The sequence below is a fragment of the Methanosarcina mazei S-6 genome, from assembly GCF_000970205.1.
Taxonomy (GTDB): domain Archaea; phylum Halobacteriota; class Methanosarcinia; order Methanosarcinales; family Methanosarcinaceae; genus Methanosarcina; species Methanosarcina mazei.
Map to the genome: position 1 here is coordinate 2,842,909 of NZ_CP009512.1, position 21,544 is coordinate 2,864,452.

Annotated in this window: 13 protein-coding genes; 4 read left to right on the forward strand and 9 right to left on the reverse strand. The window is 42.4% G+C overall.

Translation table 11 applies throughout. The features are described 5' to 3' along the window. Positions 1-15: 15 nt before the first annotated feature. Positions 16-843, reverse strand: coding sequence for a methylthiol--coenzyme M methyltransferase (locus MSMAS_RS12160; protein ID WP_011034352.1), 828 nt, complete (start codon positions 841-843; stop codon positions 16-18). Then, the gene (locus MSMAS_RS12165; protein ID WP_011034351.1) at positions 840-1,943 is read right to left on the reverse strand and encodes a methylcobamide--CoM methyltransferase; all 1,104 of its coding nucleotides are present in this window, start codon (positions 1,941-1,943) and stop codon (positions 840-842) included. Before MSMAS_RS12165 ends, MSMAS_RS12160 begins: the two co-directional genes overlap by 4 nt. A gap of 757 nt (positions 1,944-2,700) precedes the next feature. Here MSMAS_RS12165 and MSMAS_RS12170 point away from each other — a divergent pair. From MSMAS_RS12170 to MSMAS_RS12180, 3 genes are all read left to right on the forward strand, one after another. Beyond that, complete coding sequence (locus MSMAS_RS12170) at positions 2,701-3,621, forward strand: dienelactone hydrolase family protein (protein WP_048038729.1); 921 nt, start codon at positions 2,701-2,703, stop codon at positions 3,619-3,621. A 351-nt stretch (positions 3,622-3,972) separates the two neighbouring features. After that, positions 3,973-5,025, forward strand: a complete 1,053-nt coding sequence (locus MSMAS_RS12175; protein ID WP_048038730.1) for a metal-dependent hydrolase — start codon at positions 3,973-3,975, stop codon at positions 5,023-5,025. 313 nt (positions 5,026-5,338) lie between these two features. Beyond that, positions 5,339-6,496 carry a metal-dependent hydrolase gene (locus MSMAS_RS12180; RefSeq protein WP_011034348.1) on the forward strand — a complete coding sequence of 386 codons (1,158 nt, stop codon included), beginning with the start codon at positions 5,339-5,341 and terminating at the stop codon, positions 6,494-6,496. A 297-nt stretch (positions 6,497-6,793) separates the two neighbouring features. On the opposite strand, the gene MSMAS_RS12185 is transcribed toward MSMAS_RS12180, so the two are convergent. Further along, complete coding sequence (locus MSMAS_RS12185) at positions 6,794-7,417, reverse strand: superoxide dismutase (RefSeq protein ID WP_015412537.1); 624 nt, start codon at positions 7,415-7,417, stop codon at positions 6,794-6,796. Between the two features lie 15 nt (positions 7,418-7,432). Beyond that, a complete protein-coding gene (locus MSMAS_RS19805) occupies positions 7,433-7,558 on the reverse strand; it encodes a hypothetical protein (protein ID WP_259637153.1) in 126 nt (41 codons plus the stop codon). A 515-nt stretch (positions 7,559-8,073) separates the two neighbouring features. Here MSMAS_RS19805 and MSMAS_RS12190 point away from each other — a divergent pair. Then, positions 8,074-9,132 carry a metal-dependent hydrolase gene (locus MSMAS_RS12190; RefSeq protein WP_011034346.1) on the forward strand — a complete coding sequence of 353 codons (1,059 nt, stop codon included), beginning with the start codon at positions 8,074-8,076 and terminating at the stop codon, positions 9,130-9,132. 130 nt (positions 9,133-9,262) lie between these two features. Here the strand turns inward: MSMAS_RS12190 and MSMAS_RS12195 are convergent, their stop codons facing one another. The 5 genes from MSMAS_RS12195 to MSMAS_RS12215 all read right to left on the reverse strand — a co-directional run bounded on the left by MSMAS_RS12195 (position 9,263) and on the right by MSMAS_RS12215 (position 21,501). Further along, the gene (locus MSMAS_RS12195) at positions 9,263-12,211 is read right to left on the reverse strand and encodes an HD domain-containing protein (RefSeq protein ID WP_011034345.1); all 2,949 of its coding nucleotides are present in this window, start codon (positions 12,209-12,211) and stop codon (positions 9,263-9,265) included. Positions 12,212-12,861: 650 nt separating this feature from the next. After that, complete coding sequence (gyrA, locus tag MSMAS_RS12200; RefSeq protein WP_011034344.1) at positions 12,862-15,564, reverse strand: DNA gyrase subunit A; 2,703 nt, start codon at positions 15,562-15,564, stop codon at positions 12,862-12,864. A gap of 161 nt (positions 15,565-15,725) precedes the next feature. Next, entirely contained in the window at positions 15,726-17,630 is a 1,905-nt protein-coding gene (gene gyrB, locus MSMAS_RS12205; protein WP_011034343.1) for a DNA topoisomerase (ATP-hydrolyzing) subunit B, read from the reverse strand. Positions 17,631-18,524: 894 nt separating this feature from the next. Next, complete coding sequence (locus MSMAS_RS12210; protein WP_011034342.1) at positions 18,525-19,634, reverse strand: DNA topoisomerase IV subunit A; 1,110 nt, start codon at positions 19,632-19,634, stop codon at positions 18,525-18,527. A 1-nt stretch (position 19,635) separates the two neighbouring features. Further along, positions 19,636-21,501 (reverse strand): DNA topoisomerase VI subunit B, encoded by a 1,866-nt coding sequence (locus MSMAS_RS12215; protein ID WP_011034341.1) that lies wholly within the window; start codon positions 21,499-21,501, stop codon positions 19,636-19,638. Positions 21,502-21,544 lie beyond the last annotated feature (43 nt).

Sequence of the window (21,544 nt, forward strand, 5' to 3'; positions counted from 1 at the left end):
GAAAAGGAAAGAAAATCAGTGAAGGTCATTGCGGACTTCTTTCCAGCTCTTTCCTGCACAGATATTTTTTGCAATTTTTACTGCGTCAAGCGGGGTTTTTCCATACACTGAGTTACAGAAGGTCTCAACAAAGCGTCTGTCTACGGCAGCCCCTCCACAGGCTACAGGGACATCTTCGGATTCCAGAACCTCTGCAAGAACTTTGAGTCCCTCTTTTGTTGTACTCATGAGGGTTGTTCCCACAACAAGGTCGGCATTTGCTGCTTTTACGGCTTTGACGGCTGCTTCCACTGTTATGTCGTTTCCGAGGTCAACCACTTCGAAACCGTTTGCCCTGAGGATAGCTGCTACAATGTTCTTGCCTATATCGTGAAGGTCTCCTTCAATAACAAGGGATACCACTTTTCCCTCGTAACGGATCTCTCCGATCCTTTCCTGACAGAGTTTTACCCCTCCTATGAGAGCCTCATTTGCCAGCAGGATCTCAGGCATATAACTCTCTCCGATATCGTAAAGCTCACAAACGGTCTGAATTCCCGGCATAAGGGCATTTAAGACAAGGTCCGTAGGGTCTTTTCCTTTTTCAAGCAGGGCAACTGTGAGTCTTACAGTTTCCTCGCTATCTCCTTCAATCACTGCCTCTGTTACGGCTGCATAATCGGGGTCTTTCGGCCTGCTCTGCTCCTTAATGTGCCCTGCAGTGTACTCTTCCCGGCTCCTGTCTCCAAGGTCCACTCCGAGGCCGATCATGATCCCTTCATCAATAAGTTTTTTGAATTTCGCAGGTTCTTTTTCTTTCATCTCGAAAATCTTCTGGACTGCGATGTCAATATGCCTGATCATTCCTGCATCCCTCCCAGAACGTTTTCTTTCATGTTTCGCCCGATGCCGACTCCAATCTGCCTGATAAGATCTTCAACGTCATCATATCTTGGGATTGGAGTCTCTTTGCAGGCCCTGACATATGCTCTGAGATTTTCAAGCGGGGTCCCGTATGATACACCACATGCAGTCCCTACAATATCTGTCCCCTGCAGTATGCATTCCCGGGTCCTGTTATAAACCTGTTCTGGGGTTCCGTTTGGCATCAGGTCTATGACGTCCAGGCTTCCGAGTATGGACATATCGTTGCCAATTACCTGACGGCAGTACCAGACCGGGACGGTATCAAAGGAGAAGCAGTCGATTCCGCTCTGCTTGATATAAGGCAGCAGTTTACTGGAATCTCCGCAGATATGCAGGATCTGGGGGCAGCTTATTTCCTTTGCCAGTCTTCTGTGGGCAGGGAGTACAAATTCCCGGTATGTTTCCGCAGAAATCAGGCTGCTGGAAGCCGAAGGATCTGCAAGGAAGAGGATATGCGCCCCGTAAGCAGCCTGCAGCTTTCCGTAAGCTACAACAAAATCTGTTGCTGCATCAATGAAGGCATGGGCTTTTTCAGGATCGGTTTTTGTCCACCGGGCCATATTTTCAACGCCTGCTATGTGACCTGCTACCGTAAAGGGGGCGGTCAGTAAGGGGATGATAGGGAGCATCCCGTCGTAACGTTTCCTGAGTTCATCAATTGCTCCAAGAACTACCGGAATCCTTCCGGTTTCTTCCAGTTTGTCGGGCCAGGTCACATCTTCAGGGTTCGTATAAGCTGGTCCTGTTACCGGAGGCCTGTCTGGCTTATCCCAGTCAAGTTTACACCCCAGAACTTCAGCTTCAAGAGAGATGTCAAACTGGGGTCGCGCAGCCTCAATGCCACAAACTTCGTAAGAAGCGGCTGCAAGATCTGCCATCATTTTGCTGTCAAAATGGGCTTTTGGCCAGGAAGCATTGCAGATTGCCATTAATTCTGTTGTGGTCTGAGCCAGGGGGTTTGCAGGGGGTACATAATCGACCCTGCCTCCGAGCACTGCTGCCAGAGCTCGGCGGGTTGGAGTCATCTCGCTTACCATATTTTGGGTCTCCTTTTTTAATTCACACTTTTACATAAGATAGAATATTTAATAATATATTAAAGAGAATATATTTTACATTCAGATTACAGATTGAGGGTTTCGTTCTTTGAATGAAAATCGGGCTAAAGGAGTACTGGCCTGCTGCCAGGCAGGAGCCTGAAAAGCTCCGTTTTTGCTAACCCCTTTACCATCTCCTTTTCTATATTATGCAAGAAAATGCAAAATAAAATCGCGATTTTATAAAAGTCCACAGTTTTACTGTTTACTATTATTAGTATGTTTATCAAAATATTTAAACCGGATATATTTTGATAAAGTAGAAAAAATCATATAGATCTAAAATTTACGTTGAAAATTAATCAGTTTGGGAAGTTAAGTTTCAAATCGGCAGGCTTCAAGAGCCCTTTTCCTTATCCCTCCATAATAACATAGCACAAACAATTTTACTTGATATCTTCATGTAAGACCTTAAAATGATTTATCTTATTTTATGCTGAATCAGTTAAACAATTAGCTTAATCAGTTAGGCAATGACAGAAATAGACAATGACAGAAATTTCGGTTCTTATCTTTCAGGAATATTTCTCTTTAAAAATTATAACTATTGAGATATAAATCGTGCATACTTATATTATGACCAATAAAATTGAATGTAATTGCAGAATGGGAAGTGTTGTGTTCCAGGTTCAAAGTAGATTCGGAACATCATGAGAGCGTGACACCTTCCGGTAAAAAGATTACATGAGGGGGTTATATGAGTCGAACCAGATTACTAATCGTGATTATGCTTCTGTTGAGTTTTTTAAGCGCTTCAGGCTGCACCGGGACTTCTGATACTGATGATGCACCTGAACAGCCTGATTCGCCGGAACCTATCCCGGAAGGGCCGGAGGCTGAAGAGGAAGTGGAAAAAGGAACCGGAGGCAATGCCCTTGCTTCTGAGCCTGAGACAGTGAATTCTGAAACTACAGGTCAGATCCAGACCCTAACTGTTAATATCACAGCTGAAGATCAGGAATATCCTGCATATATTTCTGCTCCGGCTGAAGATGGAGAGTATCCGGCTGTAGTGCTGATACATTCATTTAACGGCCTTGAGCAGGGTTATCAGGACATGGCAGACAGGCTGGCAGCAGATGGGTTTGTCGTGGTTGCTCCTCAATGGCAGACCTATTCCCGCTCTCCTTCGGATTCCGGAGTTGAAGCTCTTGTCAGGAGCAGCATCAATTATCTGAAAAACAGGGATGATGTTGACCCGGAAAAGCTGGGCTTAACAGGTTTTTGTGCAGGCGGCAGGTATACCATGCTTTTTCTGCCCCAGGTGGAGGAATTTAAATCCGGGGTTGCATGGTACGGTTTTCCTTACTCGGGCGGAACTGAAGTACAGCCTGACGAGCCTGCAAGCATGATTGACCAGCTTGAAGACCCGATGCTTATCATACACGGGACAAGAGACGAGCCAAGTAATATCTCAGAAATTTACAGGTATGCAGGCGAACTGGATGCAGCTGACAAATATTTTGAGCTGAAAGTCTACCAGGGCGAACCTCACGGCTTCATGATTAAAGAAGGAGAACTTTCAGAAAGTTTTGTGGCACAGGACGCGTACGATGAGATGGTTGATTTCTTTAACAGGACTCTGAGCAACCCGGCACCGGGGAATTCTTCCCGGTGAGATTTACTTTCAGAAGTCTTCTAGAAAGCATAACCCGGAATATGAGGATTGTCTCTGAAAGCGGGCAGGAAGATATATCTGAAACCGGGGATGCGACCATTCTATCAGTAAATTTTATTTTTTTAAAATTTTAATCCGTTCAGTTCTGCAAAATTTTACTTTTTTCAGGGAAAACAGAGATATATTTATCACTTTCAAGAAGATTTTTCTTAAAAAATTAATTTTTATCGTATAATTATTATAGATTATTAAATACAACTTTGCAACTCCCAAACACGATTTTTCAAAAAGCAAATATAGCTTTAATTAATATAATTAAATAAAAACGCTTTTTTTCCAGGAACACAGTCCATGGTAAACTCAATATCTCACCTGGGAGTGGGTATTCTTATTGGCCTGGCTCTGGGCCTGAGAGGGAAGAAGCTGAAAATAGTAGCTTTTCTGTCCGTTCTCCCTGATCTGGATGTTATTCCATACTCGGTATTTATTTCTGTTAGCAATAGCCTTACCCATGACATAAGAACCCAGTTTTTTTATCTTTTTGGCCACAGGGAGTTCATGCATTCAATTCTTTTTATCGCCCTGGTTACATTTTTAATCTGGATTAAGACAAGAGACCCGATATTTACCTTTGGAGGGTTTCAGTCCATTTCATCCCATGTTTACCTGGATTATATAACGACCTGGAAAATGAGACCCTTCTATCCGTTCAGTACAGACGCATCCATAATTGGAGCTGTCTATTTTTATGACCCATTCATAAATCTTCTTCCGGTCCTGCCCCTCTTAATCATGATTGTGATAGGTTTAAAGCAAAGAGGGATGCTGAATGGCAGGTTAAATAACTTTTATAATTTTATTAATAAGATTGATGACAAACTTTATGCCTCCCTGATTCTCGTTTTCCTGCTCTGGCTTGTTTTTATGCCGGTTTCAAAAGCCTTTCTTATCAACCATATATCAGGGACAGAAGAAGCTCAGATAAGTTACCAGAATACCTACCCCGAATCCACAAATAAATTCCTGACTGCATACTCTTATAATTCAACCCATTACAAAATTATGAAGATCAGCTACCTTTCAGGAATCGAAAAGTGCGAGTACATTGAAAAAGTCTCGATAAACGGAAATATCCCTGATGCTCCGACCTATATTGAAAGAGCCAGTAACCTCTACAGTTCCGCTGTCCCCCAGGAAATTGACTATCCGGTTTATGAAGTCTCCAAAGACGGCGGCTTTGTAACCGTGACTCTGAGTGATGCAAGAAACCCTTATGTCGAAAACTGGGCTTATTTTAAATCTGTTTACAGATTTATTTTTAATGAAGAAAATGGAGAATACCAGGTTTATGCGAGTGTCCAGGGGGGAAGTGAAGAAAAACTGGGTGAAAACTGGTTCAGGTAAAACTTTTGGAATAATAATTTAACAGGCAAAACATAATTTAACAGGTCAAATATAATTTAAAGGGTCAAATATAAATTAAAAGGTCAAACTTTTCCTTTCATAATATTTTAGATATTTTCACACTGAGATAGGAATTATCCATTTATTTATATAATATAAAGTAAATATAAGCGGAGAGTTATATGTAAGAATTAAAGGTATCAGACCTTCTCTGCTTGCATTAATTTCCATTAAAATTTTAATACTGGATTCACCAGAATGACAACTATTAAGCGCGTTATAATAGCACGGAATATAAATTCATGGTAGATATATGGTAAACACGTTATCCCATATTGGAATTGGTCTGCTTCTTGCCCACGCCCTCGGTCTTAAGGGGAGGAAAAGGCTTGGCCTTGTCCTTCTCTCCATAGTCCCTGACATCGATTATTTTAGCTATTCGTTATTTACGCTTATCAGCGGCAGCGTAAGCCACGAAGCGAGAAACCAGCTATTTTACCTGCTCGGGCACAGGGAGTTGACACATTCTGTTTTTTTTGCAGTTATTCTTGCAGTTCTTATCTGGATAAAAACCAGAGACAGAACTTATACATTCGGAGGTTTTCTGGCTGTCTTCCTTCACAGCTTCCTGGACTATACAACAAGCGCAAAAATGCGCCCATTTTACCCTTTCAGCTTAAACGAGTCCGCTCTCAGAGCAATCTATCCTTTCGACCCCGTGGTAAATGTCATTCCCCTTCTGCCTCTCTTTATTGTAGCTGCGGAATACATTAAGAGCCGTGGCGTAAGAAAATATAAAAAGAAGCATGCCTGGAATATCAAAGATTTGTATCCGTGGGATTTGAAAATCAGGGGAAAATGGAGTGTTCGGGACAGAGATGTCTGGGACCGGAGATTAAAAAGGCTGAATATTTTCCACAGCTTTGTGAACAGAAACGAAGACAAATTCTATGCCTCTTTCATCATAGTCCTGCTGATATGGACCACAATGTTTCCGGTGGCAAAAATCTTCCTTATAGACCGCATCTCAAGGACCGAAGGTACAGAAATAAGTTACAATGATACCTACCCTATATCTACCGGAAAATTCCTGGCAGCGTATCCCGCCGATGATTCCCGCTATAAACTCCTTGAAATAAGCTACTGGGCAGGAGTAGAAAAGAGCTTTTATGTAGACAGGGTTACCGTTGAAGGAGATGTCCCGGACGCTTCCAGATATGCAGAAAGAGCCGGTAATTTATACAGTAACTCAGTGCCTCAGGCTATCGATTACCCTGTATATTCAGTATCCGAAAAGGACGGCGCGGTAACCGTAATTTTGAGCGATGCAAGAAATCCTTATGTTAAAAAGTGGCCTTATTTCGACACGGTTTACAGGTTTGTGTTTGACAGGGAAAGTAGAGATTACGAGGTGTACGAAAGCCACTACGGTAGACCGGAAAAAAAGCTTGATAAAAATTATTTTGAGTGATTTCGGAAGCTCATGGGCATTACAGGGAATTTTTATTAATAATTTACAGAGAATTTTTATTAATAATTTACAGAGAATTTTTATTAATAATTTACAGAGAATTTTTATTAATAAAAATCAATTCATGTTGTAGTTTCCGGCAAAATAAGAGAAAAATAAAAAGACTGAAACCGAAAATAAAAAAACTGCAACCGGGATCAACGCCTCGCTGGCAATGAAATAAAAAATATTTCCCTGGTTAACCTGTCAGGGAAGTTCCCGGTACTGCAGCCGTACTATTTTATTGAGGATATGGAATTATTCCATTTTCATGCTTTGAAGTTTCTTGAAATACCTGTCGATTTCTTCCCAGTTAATTATATTCCAGAACCCTTCTATGAATTTGCCCCTATCATTCTTGTAGTCAATATAGTAAGCATGTTCCCATACGTCCAGAACCATAAGGATCGGATAATCAGGGACTACGTTCACGTTGTGCTTTTCTATCTGCATTATCCCGAGCCTTTTGGTGTCGTTGCAGTATGTTACTGCTGCCCAGCCCGAACCTTCCACGCCTGACGCAATCTGGGTAAATTCTTTTTTAAACCTTTCAAAGCTTCCGAAATCCTCTTTGATAACGTCAGCCAGGTCGCCGACAGGCTCTTTGCTGGCATTGCTTGCAGGAGTCATCTCCCACCAGAAATAGTCATGAAGGACATGCCCTCCCAGATTAAAAGCCAGAGCTTTTGCAGTTGCCTTATAATCAAAGTCTGTTCCGTCTTTCCTGGCTTTGTCCATCATTTCCATCAGTGAGTTGGTGTTGTTCACATAACCCTGATGGTGCTTGTCATGGTGTATGCGCAGCTGTTCTTCGGAAATGTAAGGTTCGAGGTCTGCATATCCGTATTTTAACGGTGGTAATTTGTATAACTCTTTAGCCATGTTATTCAACCCTCTTTAAAATATCAACTGGCTTGCAAAATGTGATAGGGAACCTCTGCAGGGCTGTATCCGTACTCCAGGCGTATATGCATTGTTGCCTTTATTTCCACGCCTGTGTACGTCCGGCTCCAGAAATCCCATTCTCAAACTCTGCTAACCAATCTTCCCCTTAACTGCTTAACAGAAATCCGTCTTTCAAACCTGTCTGCACGTATCTCCTCAAATACACGTCAAATCGCCGCCAGGCAATTTTATGTGTTAAATACAGATGCAGAGCTTAAATTAAACCAGATGCACGTTTAATGCAGAATATAATTATACATCGAACCTATTTAAAGGTAAAAGATAAAACTTATGTTATATTTTTGTAAAAGCAAACCTGAGAATCCGGCAAACGCTTATAATGCAAAGTATTTGAAAGTAGCATAAATGAAACAAATTGAATAGGAAATAAATTTAACAAGAAGCAGATTGAATAAGAATCTAATTTAACAAGAAACAAATTGAGTAAGAAACAAATTGAATAAGAATCTAATTTAGCAGGAAACTAATTAAACAGGAAACGAATTTGCCCGGGAATATAAAAAGTAAAAATAATAGGAAAAAGAAAGTAAAGAGTGAGAATAAAAGCAAAAGAAAACTCGGGATAAAAGTAAATGGTAAATACACTCTCCCATCTTGGAGTCGGTCTCCTGATCGCTCTTGCTCTCGGATTCAAAGGAAAAAAACGAAATGTTGTGGCATTCCTGTCAATCCTCCCTGACCTCGATTTTATCCCATACACCCTTTTTTTCCTTCTCAGCAGCAGCGTGAGCCACGAGACAAGAACCCATCTCTTTTACTTCCTGGGCCACAGGGAGTTCATGCATTCCATCCTGTTTATCTTTCTTGTCACGCTTTTCATCTGGCTCAGGACTAAAGACCGCCTGTTCACAGCCGCGGGGTTTGCAGCCATTCTGTCCCACAGCTACCTTGATTATGCCACAAGCTGGAAAATGCGCCCCCTTTTCCCGTTCAGCACAGAATCATCTATCATGGGAGCAGTCTATTTTTTCGACCCCATTGCAAACCTACTGCCCCTGCTGCCCATTTTTATTGTGCTTGTGGGATATCAGAAAAACCGGGGCAGATGGAACGGCAAATTCAACAGGTTCTGTACTTTCGTAACCAATAACCGGCGCAGCCTTTACAGGACGCTTGCAGTTGTGCTTCTGGTCTGGATTACAGTCCTCCCGGTAGCCAAGTTTTTCCTTGTCAACCAGATTTCCGAAGCCGAAGGAACGAGAATAAGCTACCAGGGGACCTACCCGGTTTCACCCGGAAAATTCCTGGCTGCATACGAATATAACGACACACATTTCAAGATTATGGAAATCGGCTACCTTTCAGGCATCGAAAGAAGTGATTTTATCGAAAAAATTAACTCAACCGGCAGCGTCCCCGATGCGTCCACCTACGCTGAAAGAGCAGGAAAACTTTACAGCACAGCCGTTCCTCAGGAAATCGATTATCCTGTTTTTTCGGTTTCCGAAAATGGAGATAACGGCACGGTTACTGTCCTGCTGAGCGATGCAAGGAATTCTTATGTTGAAAACTGGGCTTATTTCAGGACGGTTTACAGGTTTGTTTTTGATAAGGAAAGCGGGGAATATGAGGCTTATGCGAGTGAACAGACGGGAAGGGAGAGGAGGTTGGAGAGGAATTATTTTGGGTGAGATTAAAAAAATAACTTATAGAATATTCCGTTGCTGCGTATTTGTTTAAATGTATTTTTGGTTTTGAGTAATTTTGTCGAACTTTATAATTCTGTAATTCATTAGAAAAATCAACTACAGTAAAGATAACTCATTTTGGTTCACAATTCCAAAACCAAGGTAGATCGTCTAATGTAAGACCACAAAATTTTTCTTCCATATAAACTACCCCTTGAGATTGAGCTTCCTTCCAAAATTCCTGTACTGCTTCATTAAATTCCTCAAATACTTCAGGATAATATCTTGTTACTCCAATTAACCGATGATTTATATCGCGACAGCTTCCCATTTCGTTTTTTCGTTCATAATAACCGGATAGTACTATATCCCACACAATAGCTAGAGCATTATCTATACAATGAGTTAGGATTTTGATTGCTTTTAAAGAAAGTTCATCTTTTGGCTGTTGATCATTAAAAAATCTAGATAGTAACCAATGCTCTGAATTAAAAATCACATCAAATGGAAGATTGCGTTCTAAACTGTGAACAAAAAGAGGTTTAATGTTTTCATTTACATTGTGAATTTTGGATATGAACGTATGCCCATCAATCTTGAAAGCCTTTGATTCTTTTTCACTACTTGAAAAAAGACTAATAACAACTCCTGGAATTGAAGTGATGTAAATTTCTGAAGGTCCTCCCAGTATATAATTAAAAAACTCCAACTTTGTGAAATGACCTTTCTCTTCGTCTAATAAAAGAACTGGTCTTGGATAGATCAGTTTCTTTGTTTCCTCTTCAATTTTTATTTCAGATATTTTTTCAGGCCAATCACTTGAAGCCGTTATTGCTACAGTTGTTAGTTTATCCAAGTTTTTAATTATTTCGTAAGATCTTTCTCCATTTTCAGAGAGGACTAATAAGGGAACATTATTTAAGAAAATTTTTTTCATATATTCATTTATTTCGTGTTCCCTGTAACTAAACACTTGGGGTATATAGCCTGTTTCAAGACTTAAGACCCTCTTATCAAGTAATTCGTTTATATATTTTGCATATTCTGCAGGTTTCATTGAATCTTTACAATGTATCAAATGCATCTCAAGTCCAGAAAGTATCTCTGATTGTAGTTTATCAGTTAATTTACAAAAATTTTCATTTATAATTACAGAAGATCTGTTAGGAGACAGTGTTAATTTCGCTCTACCTGAAATGTTTACAGATGCGTCAACATGACGGAATAAACAAGCTCCAAAAGCTACATAGTACGGAATTGAAAAACCTCTTTGGGCAACTAATTTAATATTTTTTTCCTCTTCTGTTACTCTCAAAACGCCTTGTATGCCTTCAAATTTGTTAATTTCGCTGAGATGAACTTTAAAATATTCGTTTACACGATTATCATCTTCTGGCATTTCTCCTGGCAAAAGAGGTTTATATTTACTTTCTGCTTTATCGGTGTTAATTTTTATTTGATATTCTATAAATGGAGCTATTTTTGAAATTATTTCCATTAGCGCTTCAGCAGAAAATGGATGATTGGGCTTTAAGTGCAAAGTTATTTTCGTTCCAGGCTTAGAGCGTTTAGATTGCCTTTTTATAAAATAATCATAAGCTGTTGGGATTTCAAAATATATTGGTTCGGATAGATTGAACTCATCTTCAAAAGTTTTTCTTCTACTCTCAACGGCAAACTTATCGGCAACCATAAAAACTGACAAAATACCGATCCCAAATTCGCTTACAGGATCTATGTCTACATTTTTTTCACGGAAATCTGAGCTTTGGTAATAACTTCTACCGACTTTCATGAAATAATTCTTAAATATCTCCTCATCCATTCCGATGCCATTATCTTCAACAATTAGTTCATTATTTTTCAAAGAGACTTCTATACTAGGACGATATCCATTTCCGTCTCTTTTCTCCAGAGATTCTCTATAACGTACAGCATCTACCGAATTCTGTAAAAGCTCTCTAAGTGCTACAACCGGATCTCCATAGAGTCCTTCCCCCATCAGTAAATCGAGGACTCGACGATAATCAAGTTCAAAACGGAAATCACGATATTCATAACCGACAGAATGAATATCGTGATCAACTTTCTCAGGGAGCTTTAATATATATTTTGTCTCTAGATCGCCTCTATAACTTGAAACTAAACGATGACTATCTTCAAGCTCGTTATCAATTATTTTTATGAACTCTCGAAGTGTTCTTTCATGTTGCGGATGTTTGCAATCAGCTACAATTTTGATTTTCTCGGGTGTAATCTGAAATCCAGTTATTGAGAAATGTTTCTTCCATTCATTGATGCTAACTTCATCTTTTGGGTTTATAAAATAGAATAGGAATTTTGGAGTTCTTTCGGGATCAATATCCAAGATATCAGCAAGTCGAAATATTATGGCTAAATACTGAACGTTTACTGGTTGCTCTAATACGAAGGTGTCATTTGGCCATAATTTAGTATTATACAGATCTTTCACTGGAAGCCCATGACTTTCACATACTGTCTTTACCCATTTAGAGTATGAAATGCCTCTCCATGAGATTTCAGAATCTAATTCATATTCTTTAATTATTTTGTGCGCACGTTGAACATGATTTCTGCGGAGGAAATCAGTAAATGCTTTGTTCTCAATATCAAGTGCTTCTTCATAATCGCCACGGTTTTTCGCTTCCTCGAACTTTTCATATAATTCTTCATTTGAGGTTAAGAGTTGTTTAAATTCATTAGTTTTAACTATCTCCTTATGCTCACCACGAGAAGCAATCATACCGATATCGTGAAGATAGGCAGCGTAAATAAGTATGGAAATTTCAATAGCGTTTAATTGTTTAAGAGTCTCTGGAGGTATTATTCGTCCCATGTTCTCAATCACATGTATGCTGTGATTAGCATTATGCAATGTGAACTCAGGCATGTTCTCCGGAACTCTATCTAGCAAAGGAGCAGCCTTACGAACAACTGAAATTATATTTTGTGAAATTTCGTTATCTTCCAAACAAGTCTCATTAACCTCTTTTTTCTCGATTTCACGAAGCCTCTTAAACAGACCTGTTTGTTGTAGTCTCATAATCGCATCTTCAGACATTTATTTGCTCCTCTACTGCCTTCAAAGCTTTTTGACATACAACATGATTAATTTTTTGTTTTTATTTCGCGCATAGCTAGATTCATCTTTTCACAACTTGCCGCCTGCCTCGCAGTCATATGGCTGCCCCGTTTTTAAGAAACATCGAAACTCAAACCGGCGACCAAGCCTGTTCAAAAAAGATATGAAAAACCCACCGCAAAAAAACAGGTCACAGAATAGCAATTACTGAAAAGGACTTAGCAGAAGTATTCAGTGAATTTAGTTAAAAAAGTAAATCAAATGACTAGTACTAAGAAAAATATATTCCAGGCTGTATATATAATTAGAAGTAATATACTAATTATATTCATTGAAGTTGAGATACGGGCATCCGATCTCAACATGAAAATGAGTATGCTAAATAGGAAAACCAGGGGAAGGTAGCTTATAATGAATTATAAGCGGTAACAGAAGTGTCGTTTAATTGGATTTAAACATTAACTATCTTCGCTGCTGCAAAATTGAGAATAATCTGCCTTCCACCTCCCTTCAATACTGAGACAAGAGCCGGGAACCAATCCCCAATAGGTTAATTCCGGCAAAATGGAAGTCGAGTGAAGGAGATAATCCTTCACTCATTTCTGTAATTTAATACTTTTATTCCTCTCTTAATACTCCTCTTCCTTTTCTTCCTCTTCTTCCTCTTCTTCCTCTTCTTCCTCTTCTGAGTCTTCGGATTCTGAGTCTTCGGATTCTGAGTCTTCGAATTCTTCCTTTTCCGGTTCTTCCCCGAACTCGTCTGAGCCTTCGAATTCATCGAGGTCTTCGGATTCGTCTTCTTCGGATTCTGATCCAGGTACCTTTTCTTTTGCTGCTTTTTTAGCAAGGGCGGTCAGTTTCAGCTTTTCGTCTTCTTTTCCGTTTTTGATCCTTGCCATGCCGCCGACTTTGTCTCCGGACTTAATGTTCATAACCCGTACACCCTGGGTGTTTCTGCCCTGGATGGAGATGTCTTTTGCGGGGATCCGGATAATGATTCCTTCTGCGCTCGTAAACATGAGTTCATCGTCTTCAGCAACTGATTTGACGTTGGAGACAAATCCGTTCCTGAGGTTTGTGACGATCGTGATCACGCCTTTTCCACCGCGGCGGTGCACAGGGTACTGCGAGTATTCCGTCCTTTTCCCGAAGCCGTTATCGGTGACTGTAAGGAGGGTTGTGGTCTCGTCCACCAGGTCAAGGCTGACAACCTCGTCATCCGGTCCTTCAAGGGTCATACCCCGGACTCCTCTTGCAGTCCTGCCCATCGGGCGGACATCTTCTTCTGAGAAGCGGATGGCTTTGCCTTTTTTCGAGACCATCATGATTTCCTGCTTTCCGTCGGTAAGGAGGACTTTAACAAGCTCGTCACCTTCGTCCAGGCTGACCGCAATGATGCCTGCTCTTCTCGGGTTCCTGAACTCGGACAGTGGAGTCTTCTTAACCGTTCCTGCCCTTGTTGCCATAAAGAGGTATTTGTCTTCGGCAAATTCTTCAACGGAAATCATGGCATTGACCATTTCGCCTTCCTGGAGCTCAAGGAGGTTTACTATGGCTTTGCCTCTCGACTGCCGGGAGCCCTCGGGGATCTCATAGACCTTCTGCCAGTAGAGCCTGCCCCTGTTTGTGAAGAAAAGGATATAGTTATGGGTTGACGAAATGAAGAGGTTTTCAACAAAATCTTCCTCCTTCATTTCCATGCCGATAATCCCTCTGCCTCCACGGCGCTGCATGGTATAGGTGTCAAGAGGAATGCGCTTTATGTAGCCGCTGTTTGTGATCGTAACTACAACATCTTCTTCAGGGATAAGGTCTTCATCAGTCACATTTTCCGTGTTATGCACAATCCTTGTCCTGCGGATGTCCCCGTATTTATCCTTGAGCTCAGAAAGTTCCGTCCTGATAATTTCGTACTTCAGTTCATCACTTGCCAGGATCTTCCTCAGTTCTTCAATCTGTTTTACGAGAGCCTCAAGTTCATCAAGGATCTTCCGGGTTTCAAGACCGGTAAGCCTCTGGAGGCGCATCTCAAGGATAGCTTTTGCCTGGACCTCGTCAAGAGCAAAGTTGTCTATTAAGCCCTGCTTTGCCTGATCGGCGTTTGCAGAACCCTTAATAAGGGCAACAACTGCATCTATATTGTCAAGGGCAATCCTTAACCCTTCCAGGATGTGAGCCCTTTCTTCGCTCTTCCTCAGATCATAGAGTGTCCTCTTCTGGATAATTTCCATCCTGTATTCCAGGTAGATCTCGAGAAGCTGTTTCAGGTTCAGCTCTTTGGGCTTTCCGTCAACAAGGGCGAGGTTGATAACACCAAAAGTGGTTGCCATCTGAGTGTGTTTATAAAGCTGGTTCAGGACGACGTTGGGGTTTACACCTCTTGAAAGCTCGACTACAACCCTGATCCCTTCCCTGTCAGACTCATCACGCAGGTCGGAAATTCCGTTAATCACCTTTTCCCTTACAAGCTGGGCGATGTTTTCAATCAACTTTGCCTTGTTTACCTGATAAGGGAGTTCGGTTACTATAATCTGCTGCCTGTCTTTTTTAAGCTCCTGAATTTCGGCAACTGCCCTCATCCTTATAGGGCCTCTGCCTGTCATGTATGCAGACCTTATACCCGCTGTCCCGAGTATGTGTGCGCCTGTGGGGAAGTCAGGACCCTTGATAACGGTCATCAGTTCCGAAATCTGTGTTTCGGGGTTTTCGATAAGCATCAGAATTCCGTCGATAACCTCGCTGATATTGTGAGGAGGCATGTTTGTTGCCATTCCGACGGCAATGCCGGTTGAACCATTTATAAGGAGGTTTGGAAGCCTGGCTGGAAGGACTTCCGGCTCTTTCAGGGACCCGTCATAGTTAGGAATGAAAGGAACGGTTTCTTTCTCAATATCAACCAGCATCTCTTCCGCGATCCTGTCCATACGGACTTCAGTGTAACGCATCGCAGCAGCCGAGTCTCCGTCAATTGACCCGAAGTTACCCTGCCCGTCGATCAGAGGGTACCTGAGAGAGAAGTCCTGGACCATGCGCACAATAGTGTCATAAACTGCAGAATCCCCATGAGGGTGGTACTTACCAAGAACGTCTCCCACAATACGTGCGGATTTTTTGTAAGGCTTGTCATGAGTGATCCCTGACTCATTCATGGAGAAAAGGATCCTGCGGTGGACAGGCTTTAAGCCGTCACGGGCATCCGGGAGAGCCCTTCCGACAATTACGCTCATCGCATAATTGATGTAAGAGCGTTTCATCTCGTCGTCAATAAGGATGGGAGTAACTCCTGCTCTTACAGGCTCCTCATCTTCAGGCTCTTCAGGACCGGTGTCCATTTCGGTTTCATCTTCTAATTCAGAATCTTCAGTGGTATTTTCTACTGGATCTTCAGTGGTATTTTCTACTGGACTTTCAGGAATAAGAGTTGCCTGGTATGATTTCTTCATTTCTGCTTCTGATTTGTTTTTGTCTTCATTTTCTGCCATTTTTCACCACCTCAGATATCCAGGTCCACAACCTCTTTTGCATGTGTTTCGATGAAGTTTCTGCGAGGTTCGACCTCATCTCCCATAAGTACACGGAAGATTTCGTCAGCTCGGATTGCATCTTCCAGAGTAACCTGCAAAAGGGTCCGGCTCTCAGGGTCCATGGTGGTTTCCCAGAGCTGCCCAGGGTTCATTTCTCCAAGACCTTTGTAACGCTGGATGGCAACGCCTTTCTCCCCGAGTTCTTTTAACTTATCTGCCAGCTCTTTATCCGAATACGCATAGTAATCCATTTTTCCTTTCTTTATCTTGTAAAGAGGCGGCTGGGCAATGTATACGTACCCTGCATCTATCAGATGCCTCATATAACGGAAGAACAGGGTCAGAAGAAGGGTTCGGATATGAGCGCCGTCCACATCGGCATCGGTCATAATAATGATTTTGTGGTAGCGTGCGTTTTCAAGATCAAAGTCTTCACTTACTCCTGTCCCTATGGCTGTAATAAGTGAAATGACCTCGTTGTTTTTCAGGATCTTTGCAAGCCTGGACTTTTCTACATTAAGGATCTTGCCCCTGAGAGGCAGAATTGCCTGGAAGCTTCGGTCTCTGCCCTGCTTTGCAGAACCGCCTGCAGAGTCTCCTTCAACAATATAGATCTCACATTCTGCAGGGTTCTTATTAGAACAGTCTGCAAGTTTTCCCGGCAGGGTGCTGACCTCAAGCGCACTCTTTCTCCGCGTAAGTTCCCTTGCCTTCTTTGCAGCCTCTCTAGCTCTCTGGGCAAGAAGGGCTTTGTCAAGGATAATATTGGCAACTTTGGGGTTTTCTTCAAAGTACTCTGCAAGCCCGTCAGTTACAAGGGAGTCAACTATCCCTTTGACCTCACTGTTTCCGAGCTTTGTCTTGGTCTGCCCTTCAAACTGGGGCTCCATTAGCTTGACACTGATAATCGCAGTCAGACCTTCCCTTACATCGTCTCCTGTCAGCTTTTCGTCTTCCTTGGAGAGCTTATTGGCCTTTATGTAATCGTTGGCTACCCTTGTAAGGGCAGTCTTAAAACCGATAATATGGGTCCCGCCTTCGTGGGTGTTAATGTTGTTTGCAAAAGAGTACACGTTTTCAGTGTAACCGTTTGTGTACTGCATTGCAATTTCCACTACCATATCATCTCTCTGTCTTTCGAAATAGATCGGTTTTTCATGGAGGGGCTGTTTTTTCTTATTAAGATATTCCACAAACTCAATTATCCCTCCGCTATAGTTGAAAGTCTCTGCCTGACCTTCGGGGCTTCTTAAATCCTTCAGATTGATTATAAGGCCGCGGTTCAGAAAAGCAAGTTCTCTGAGCCTATTTAACAGGATATCATACTGGAAGTCAGTTGTCTCAAAGATTTTTGTGTCCGGTTTGAAAGTGGTTTTTGTGCCTGTGGTATCCGAAGTTCCTATTTCCCGGACATCGGATTCAGGTTTTCCGCGGATATAACGCTGGAAGTACTTCTTTCCATCTCTGCTTACTTCCACTTCGGTCCATTCCGAAAGGGCATTTACTACCGAGACCCCCACCCCGTGCAGGCCCCCGGAGACCTTGTAAGTATTCTTGTCAAATTTTCCTCCCGCGTGCAAAATCGTCATCACGACCTCAAGTGCCGATTTCTTATGCACCGGGTGCGGATCGATAGGGATACCCCTTCCATTGTCAATTACAGTCACGCTTCCATTGGGATTGATCGTGACATCGATCTCTGAACAGAAGCCTGCAAGAGCTTCATCAATACTGTTGTCTACAACCTCATAGACTAGGTGGTGGAGCCCGCGCCCATCTGTGCTCCCTATATACATGCTCGGGCGTTTTCGGACAGCCTCCAGGCCTTCAAGAACCTGGATGTGCGAAGCGTCATAAACCTGTTTATCACTCATCGTGGTTTATTCTCCATAAAAATCTGGTAAAGTTATTTATTTTAAATATCGTAACATATTATACATTTTTTAAAACTCGCAGGGAAACTCGGTTCGAAATCGAACTTTAGAAATCGTATCAATTCTCGGAGTCTTCACTTTTTATTAGGTTATTTTTATATATAATATTTATCATTCTGCTGTAAGCCAGATTCAATATGCGCTCATACATTTTAAGCCTTTAGATCAGCCTTATATTTAGCCTGATTTTTCTGTCCTTAATCCCTCAAAAAAGGTGATTTTCAGTATAATTTTACGCCCAAAAATGCCCTTTTCAAACTAATTCTTCAATATGTTTTTAGTTAAAATAAATATTTGCTGTTTCACAGAGAAAATTTTGCTTATCTTAGAGCAGTCAGGGCATGACTCGCGGCATTTTGGGAGTTACTGGAAGTCTTTTATAGGACAGGTTCAGGATTATTTTCTCTGGACATGTCGATATCTAATAAACTGCTTTCAGGAAAAATAGCCATTAAAATATATACAACGCAGGAAATACGGAAATGAGCAACTCATGAATGCCTTCGCAGATTACCTGCGTAAATAACCTGTGTAAATTACCTGCATAAATAACACCAATTTACTGGCATGGAGATACCACATTCAGCTATCCATTCAAACAGGCTGCTTGAGAGGTAAACTGCTGGCAGAGATTCAAAATTTCAACTTACATTTACTGCCAGCAATTTTTAATATTAACCGGATTATCAGGTGACCGGTCTTTTATCCATCAGTTATCCATCAGTTATCTATCAGGTATCCATCAGGTATCTACAGTTACCCTTCAGGTATTCATCGGGTATCCATCAGTTTTGTCATTACTGGTTTACCGTAATTTTATTTCAGTCTGAGACATCAAATCATGCCCATCTCTTTCAGTCTGTTCGGAAGATAAACCTCGGTTACGAAGTCAAGCCCTTTTCCTGCAAAAGCCTGCTGTTCAGCCTTCTTCCCTATATCGAGCTGGAGCTGGATCTGTTCTTTCCAGTAATCGGACTCAAAACGCGGGTCGGAAAGCTCACTCCGGAGAGCGCTTACGTCCTGCTCTGTGAGCTTATCGGTTGAAAGTTCGTATTCCACGATATCAGAAGGCTGAAGCCCCAGGAATTTGGCTGCCGGTGTTGCCATGAATTCCGAAAGGTGAGCACTTTTTATGGCTCCGTAAGCAACAGAGGCATAGATCCTGTAAGACCAAGGGTCACCGTCAGTAAAAACTGCCACGGGAATCCCGAGTTCTTCGTTCATGCGCTTGATTATCCTGCGGGTTGACCGTGCAGGCTGACCTTTCAGGTGGACAAGGATTGCGTTATAAGCCTCATCAAACCCGTTTTCCATTAAACGCGCATACATACCACCGGTTTCTATGGCAATAATCATGCTCGCATCGTGCTTTTGAAACTCTATGTTTTCCACATTGAAAGGGATCTGGTACCCACCTTCTCCCACATCCTTCTGGCAGTGGATATTCCGCTCTCCGCGCTTTGTCTGTTCCGTAATCTCAATCGGCCCGAACATCGTGGCTCCGTCTTCTTCAGGGCGCATATGGAAATACTCTCTCTGGAGGCTGGTCAGGATTTCCAGGTCCTCTATCAGGCGGTCGCTTTCACCCTGTTCTTTGAATTTGGCATAGTCCCAGCCTTCGGAAATATAATAAAGTTCTCGAAGTGTTGAGCCACGGTTACGGGCAAGATGCTCGTTTATAAGAAAATCAGTTGCATATGTAGTCTTCAGGAGCTGGAATGCACCTTTTACGGTTTTTGCGCTTCTTTCGCTTTCCCTGTCTCCGTAGACCCAGACATCGCTCTCGTCGGAATATTCCAGGTTTGCTTTTGTCCGGCTTGGAAGGCTGACACTCGGGACAACCTCCTCTTCAAACTGGTTATAGATCTTTTCTGCAATCTCAAGGAGTTTTTCCCTGGCAAGGGCGTCTCCCTTTCTTGTTTTGCTGCCTTTTTCTCCTTCCATTTCAAACACCCTTGAAAGCTTTTGCCCCGGTTACCAGTTCTTCTTCAATCCCTTCTACAATCAATTGAGGAAGCTTCTGGAGTTCTTCTTCGCTTGCAGATTCTATTTTATAGCTCAGTACTTTGGAAGACCCTGCAGACGCTGAGATGTCCCAGACATAATCGTAATCATTGCCCATGGTCACAACCTTTGGCTCTGGCTTTGCCCCGCTAACTTTACAGGGGAGCATTTCGTGTACCCTGAAAGAATAAGCAGAAGTCCCGAAGTTCTTGACCTTAATTGCCACATCTACAGTCCCGTCTCCGTTGTTTTTAATTACCCTGTGCACAAGCAGGTTTCCCATGATCTTTGCAACAACGGGATTTATGTCAGGGACGTCTTTTTCCAGAACATGTGCAACCTTTGCTGCTAATTTCGGAAGAACCTTTGTAATGATGATCTCTTTTTCCCGGCGCTTCTTGAGGTTGCTCTGCTTGCTCAGGTAGTGCTTGAGTTTCCTTGCAACTTCTTTGATTGCAAGGTCGATTTCCTCTTTAATCACAGGAATATCTGCAATCGCGTCCTTTGATTCCGAAGTAAAGGGCACGTTAATGGAAGCAACGTGGATAAGGAGGATAACAGGACCAACAGGAATTCCCCCTCCTGGCTGGTTTAAGCCGTACTGCTTCCACTTAATGTCCTCCACAGCATGTGTGGTCACACAGCCACCCTGCTGGTAAAGTAGAGGCACACGGTTTGCAAAACGCATGATGCTTATTTTTTCTTCTTTCGGAAGGTTGCCCCCGTAAGCCATCCCGACTTCCACCACAAAGGGATTTCCCGAATACACAGCCGGTTTCCTTGTGCTTGTAGCAATGAAATCAACAGTAGTCTCTTTCTCAAGCCCCCGATAGATAAGGTCTTCACCGATAGGAGAAAGACAGTCCGTCGGAGGAGCCATGATCTTTACCTTCTCAAAAGCCTCGATCAGCTTTCTTGCCTCATGGCGGCCCAGTGCATGAGGGTCGATTTCCGGGTCAAGCCCTGCGGCTTTACAGATTTCCTCCGCAGTAAGCAGCCCTATTTTACAAAAAGAGTAACGCAGGAACGGAGCAAGTTTCTGGCGCTCAGTGTAGTGGAGCATTTTCATGAGGGTTCCGAGCTCAATGCCTTCAGGATGGGGCAGGATTTCTTCCGCAGGCTCAGGCATTTTATCCGTAGCCCTTTCAAAAACTTCTTCGTTGCCATCAGGGTCGATAAGAGTTATCCTGGCATGGGGGTTTACAATTGCAGTTGCTTTAAGGTATTCGTAAATGGACTGCCTTCTCCCTTTTACATATGCAGCCCTCATCTCAAGCTCAATCTGCGTCCCATGCGGGCGGAACCAGTCCCTGACCTCGTCTACAAGGATATCAGGTTCATTTGTGCTGGTGTTGATCATGAGCTCATAATAATGTGCAGGAGCAGTCGGGCTGGTTTTTGAGAGAATTTTAGTGTGCCTGCCTGCTGTCATCTGGGCATAGAGGACAGCTGCCGAGATTCCTATCCCCTGCTGCCCCCTGCTCTGTTTGAGGGCATGGAACCTTGAGCCGTAGAGCAGTTTTGCAAAGACTTTGGGGATCTGCTCTCTTACAATTCCCGGACCGTTGTCTTCGATAATAACAGTTACATAGTCCGGTCCTGTCCTCTCGACCTGGACAAGGATATCAGGCAGAATTCCTGCTTCCTCACAGGCATCGAGAGCATTGTCCACTGCTTCTTTTACGGTTGTTATAAGGCTTCGAGGCGCAGAATCAAAACCCAGGATCTGCCTGTTCTTTTCAAAAAATTCTGCTACACTTATCGATTTTTGTTTTTTGGCGAGTTCTTCTGCAATGGGGGTTTCCATGAACTTTTACCTCAGGGCTGAAAAATTGATCCGATGTTTAGAA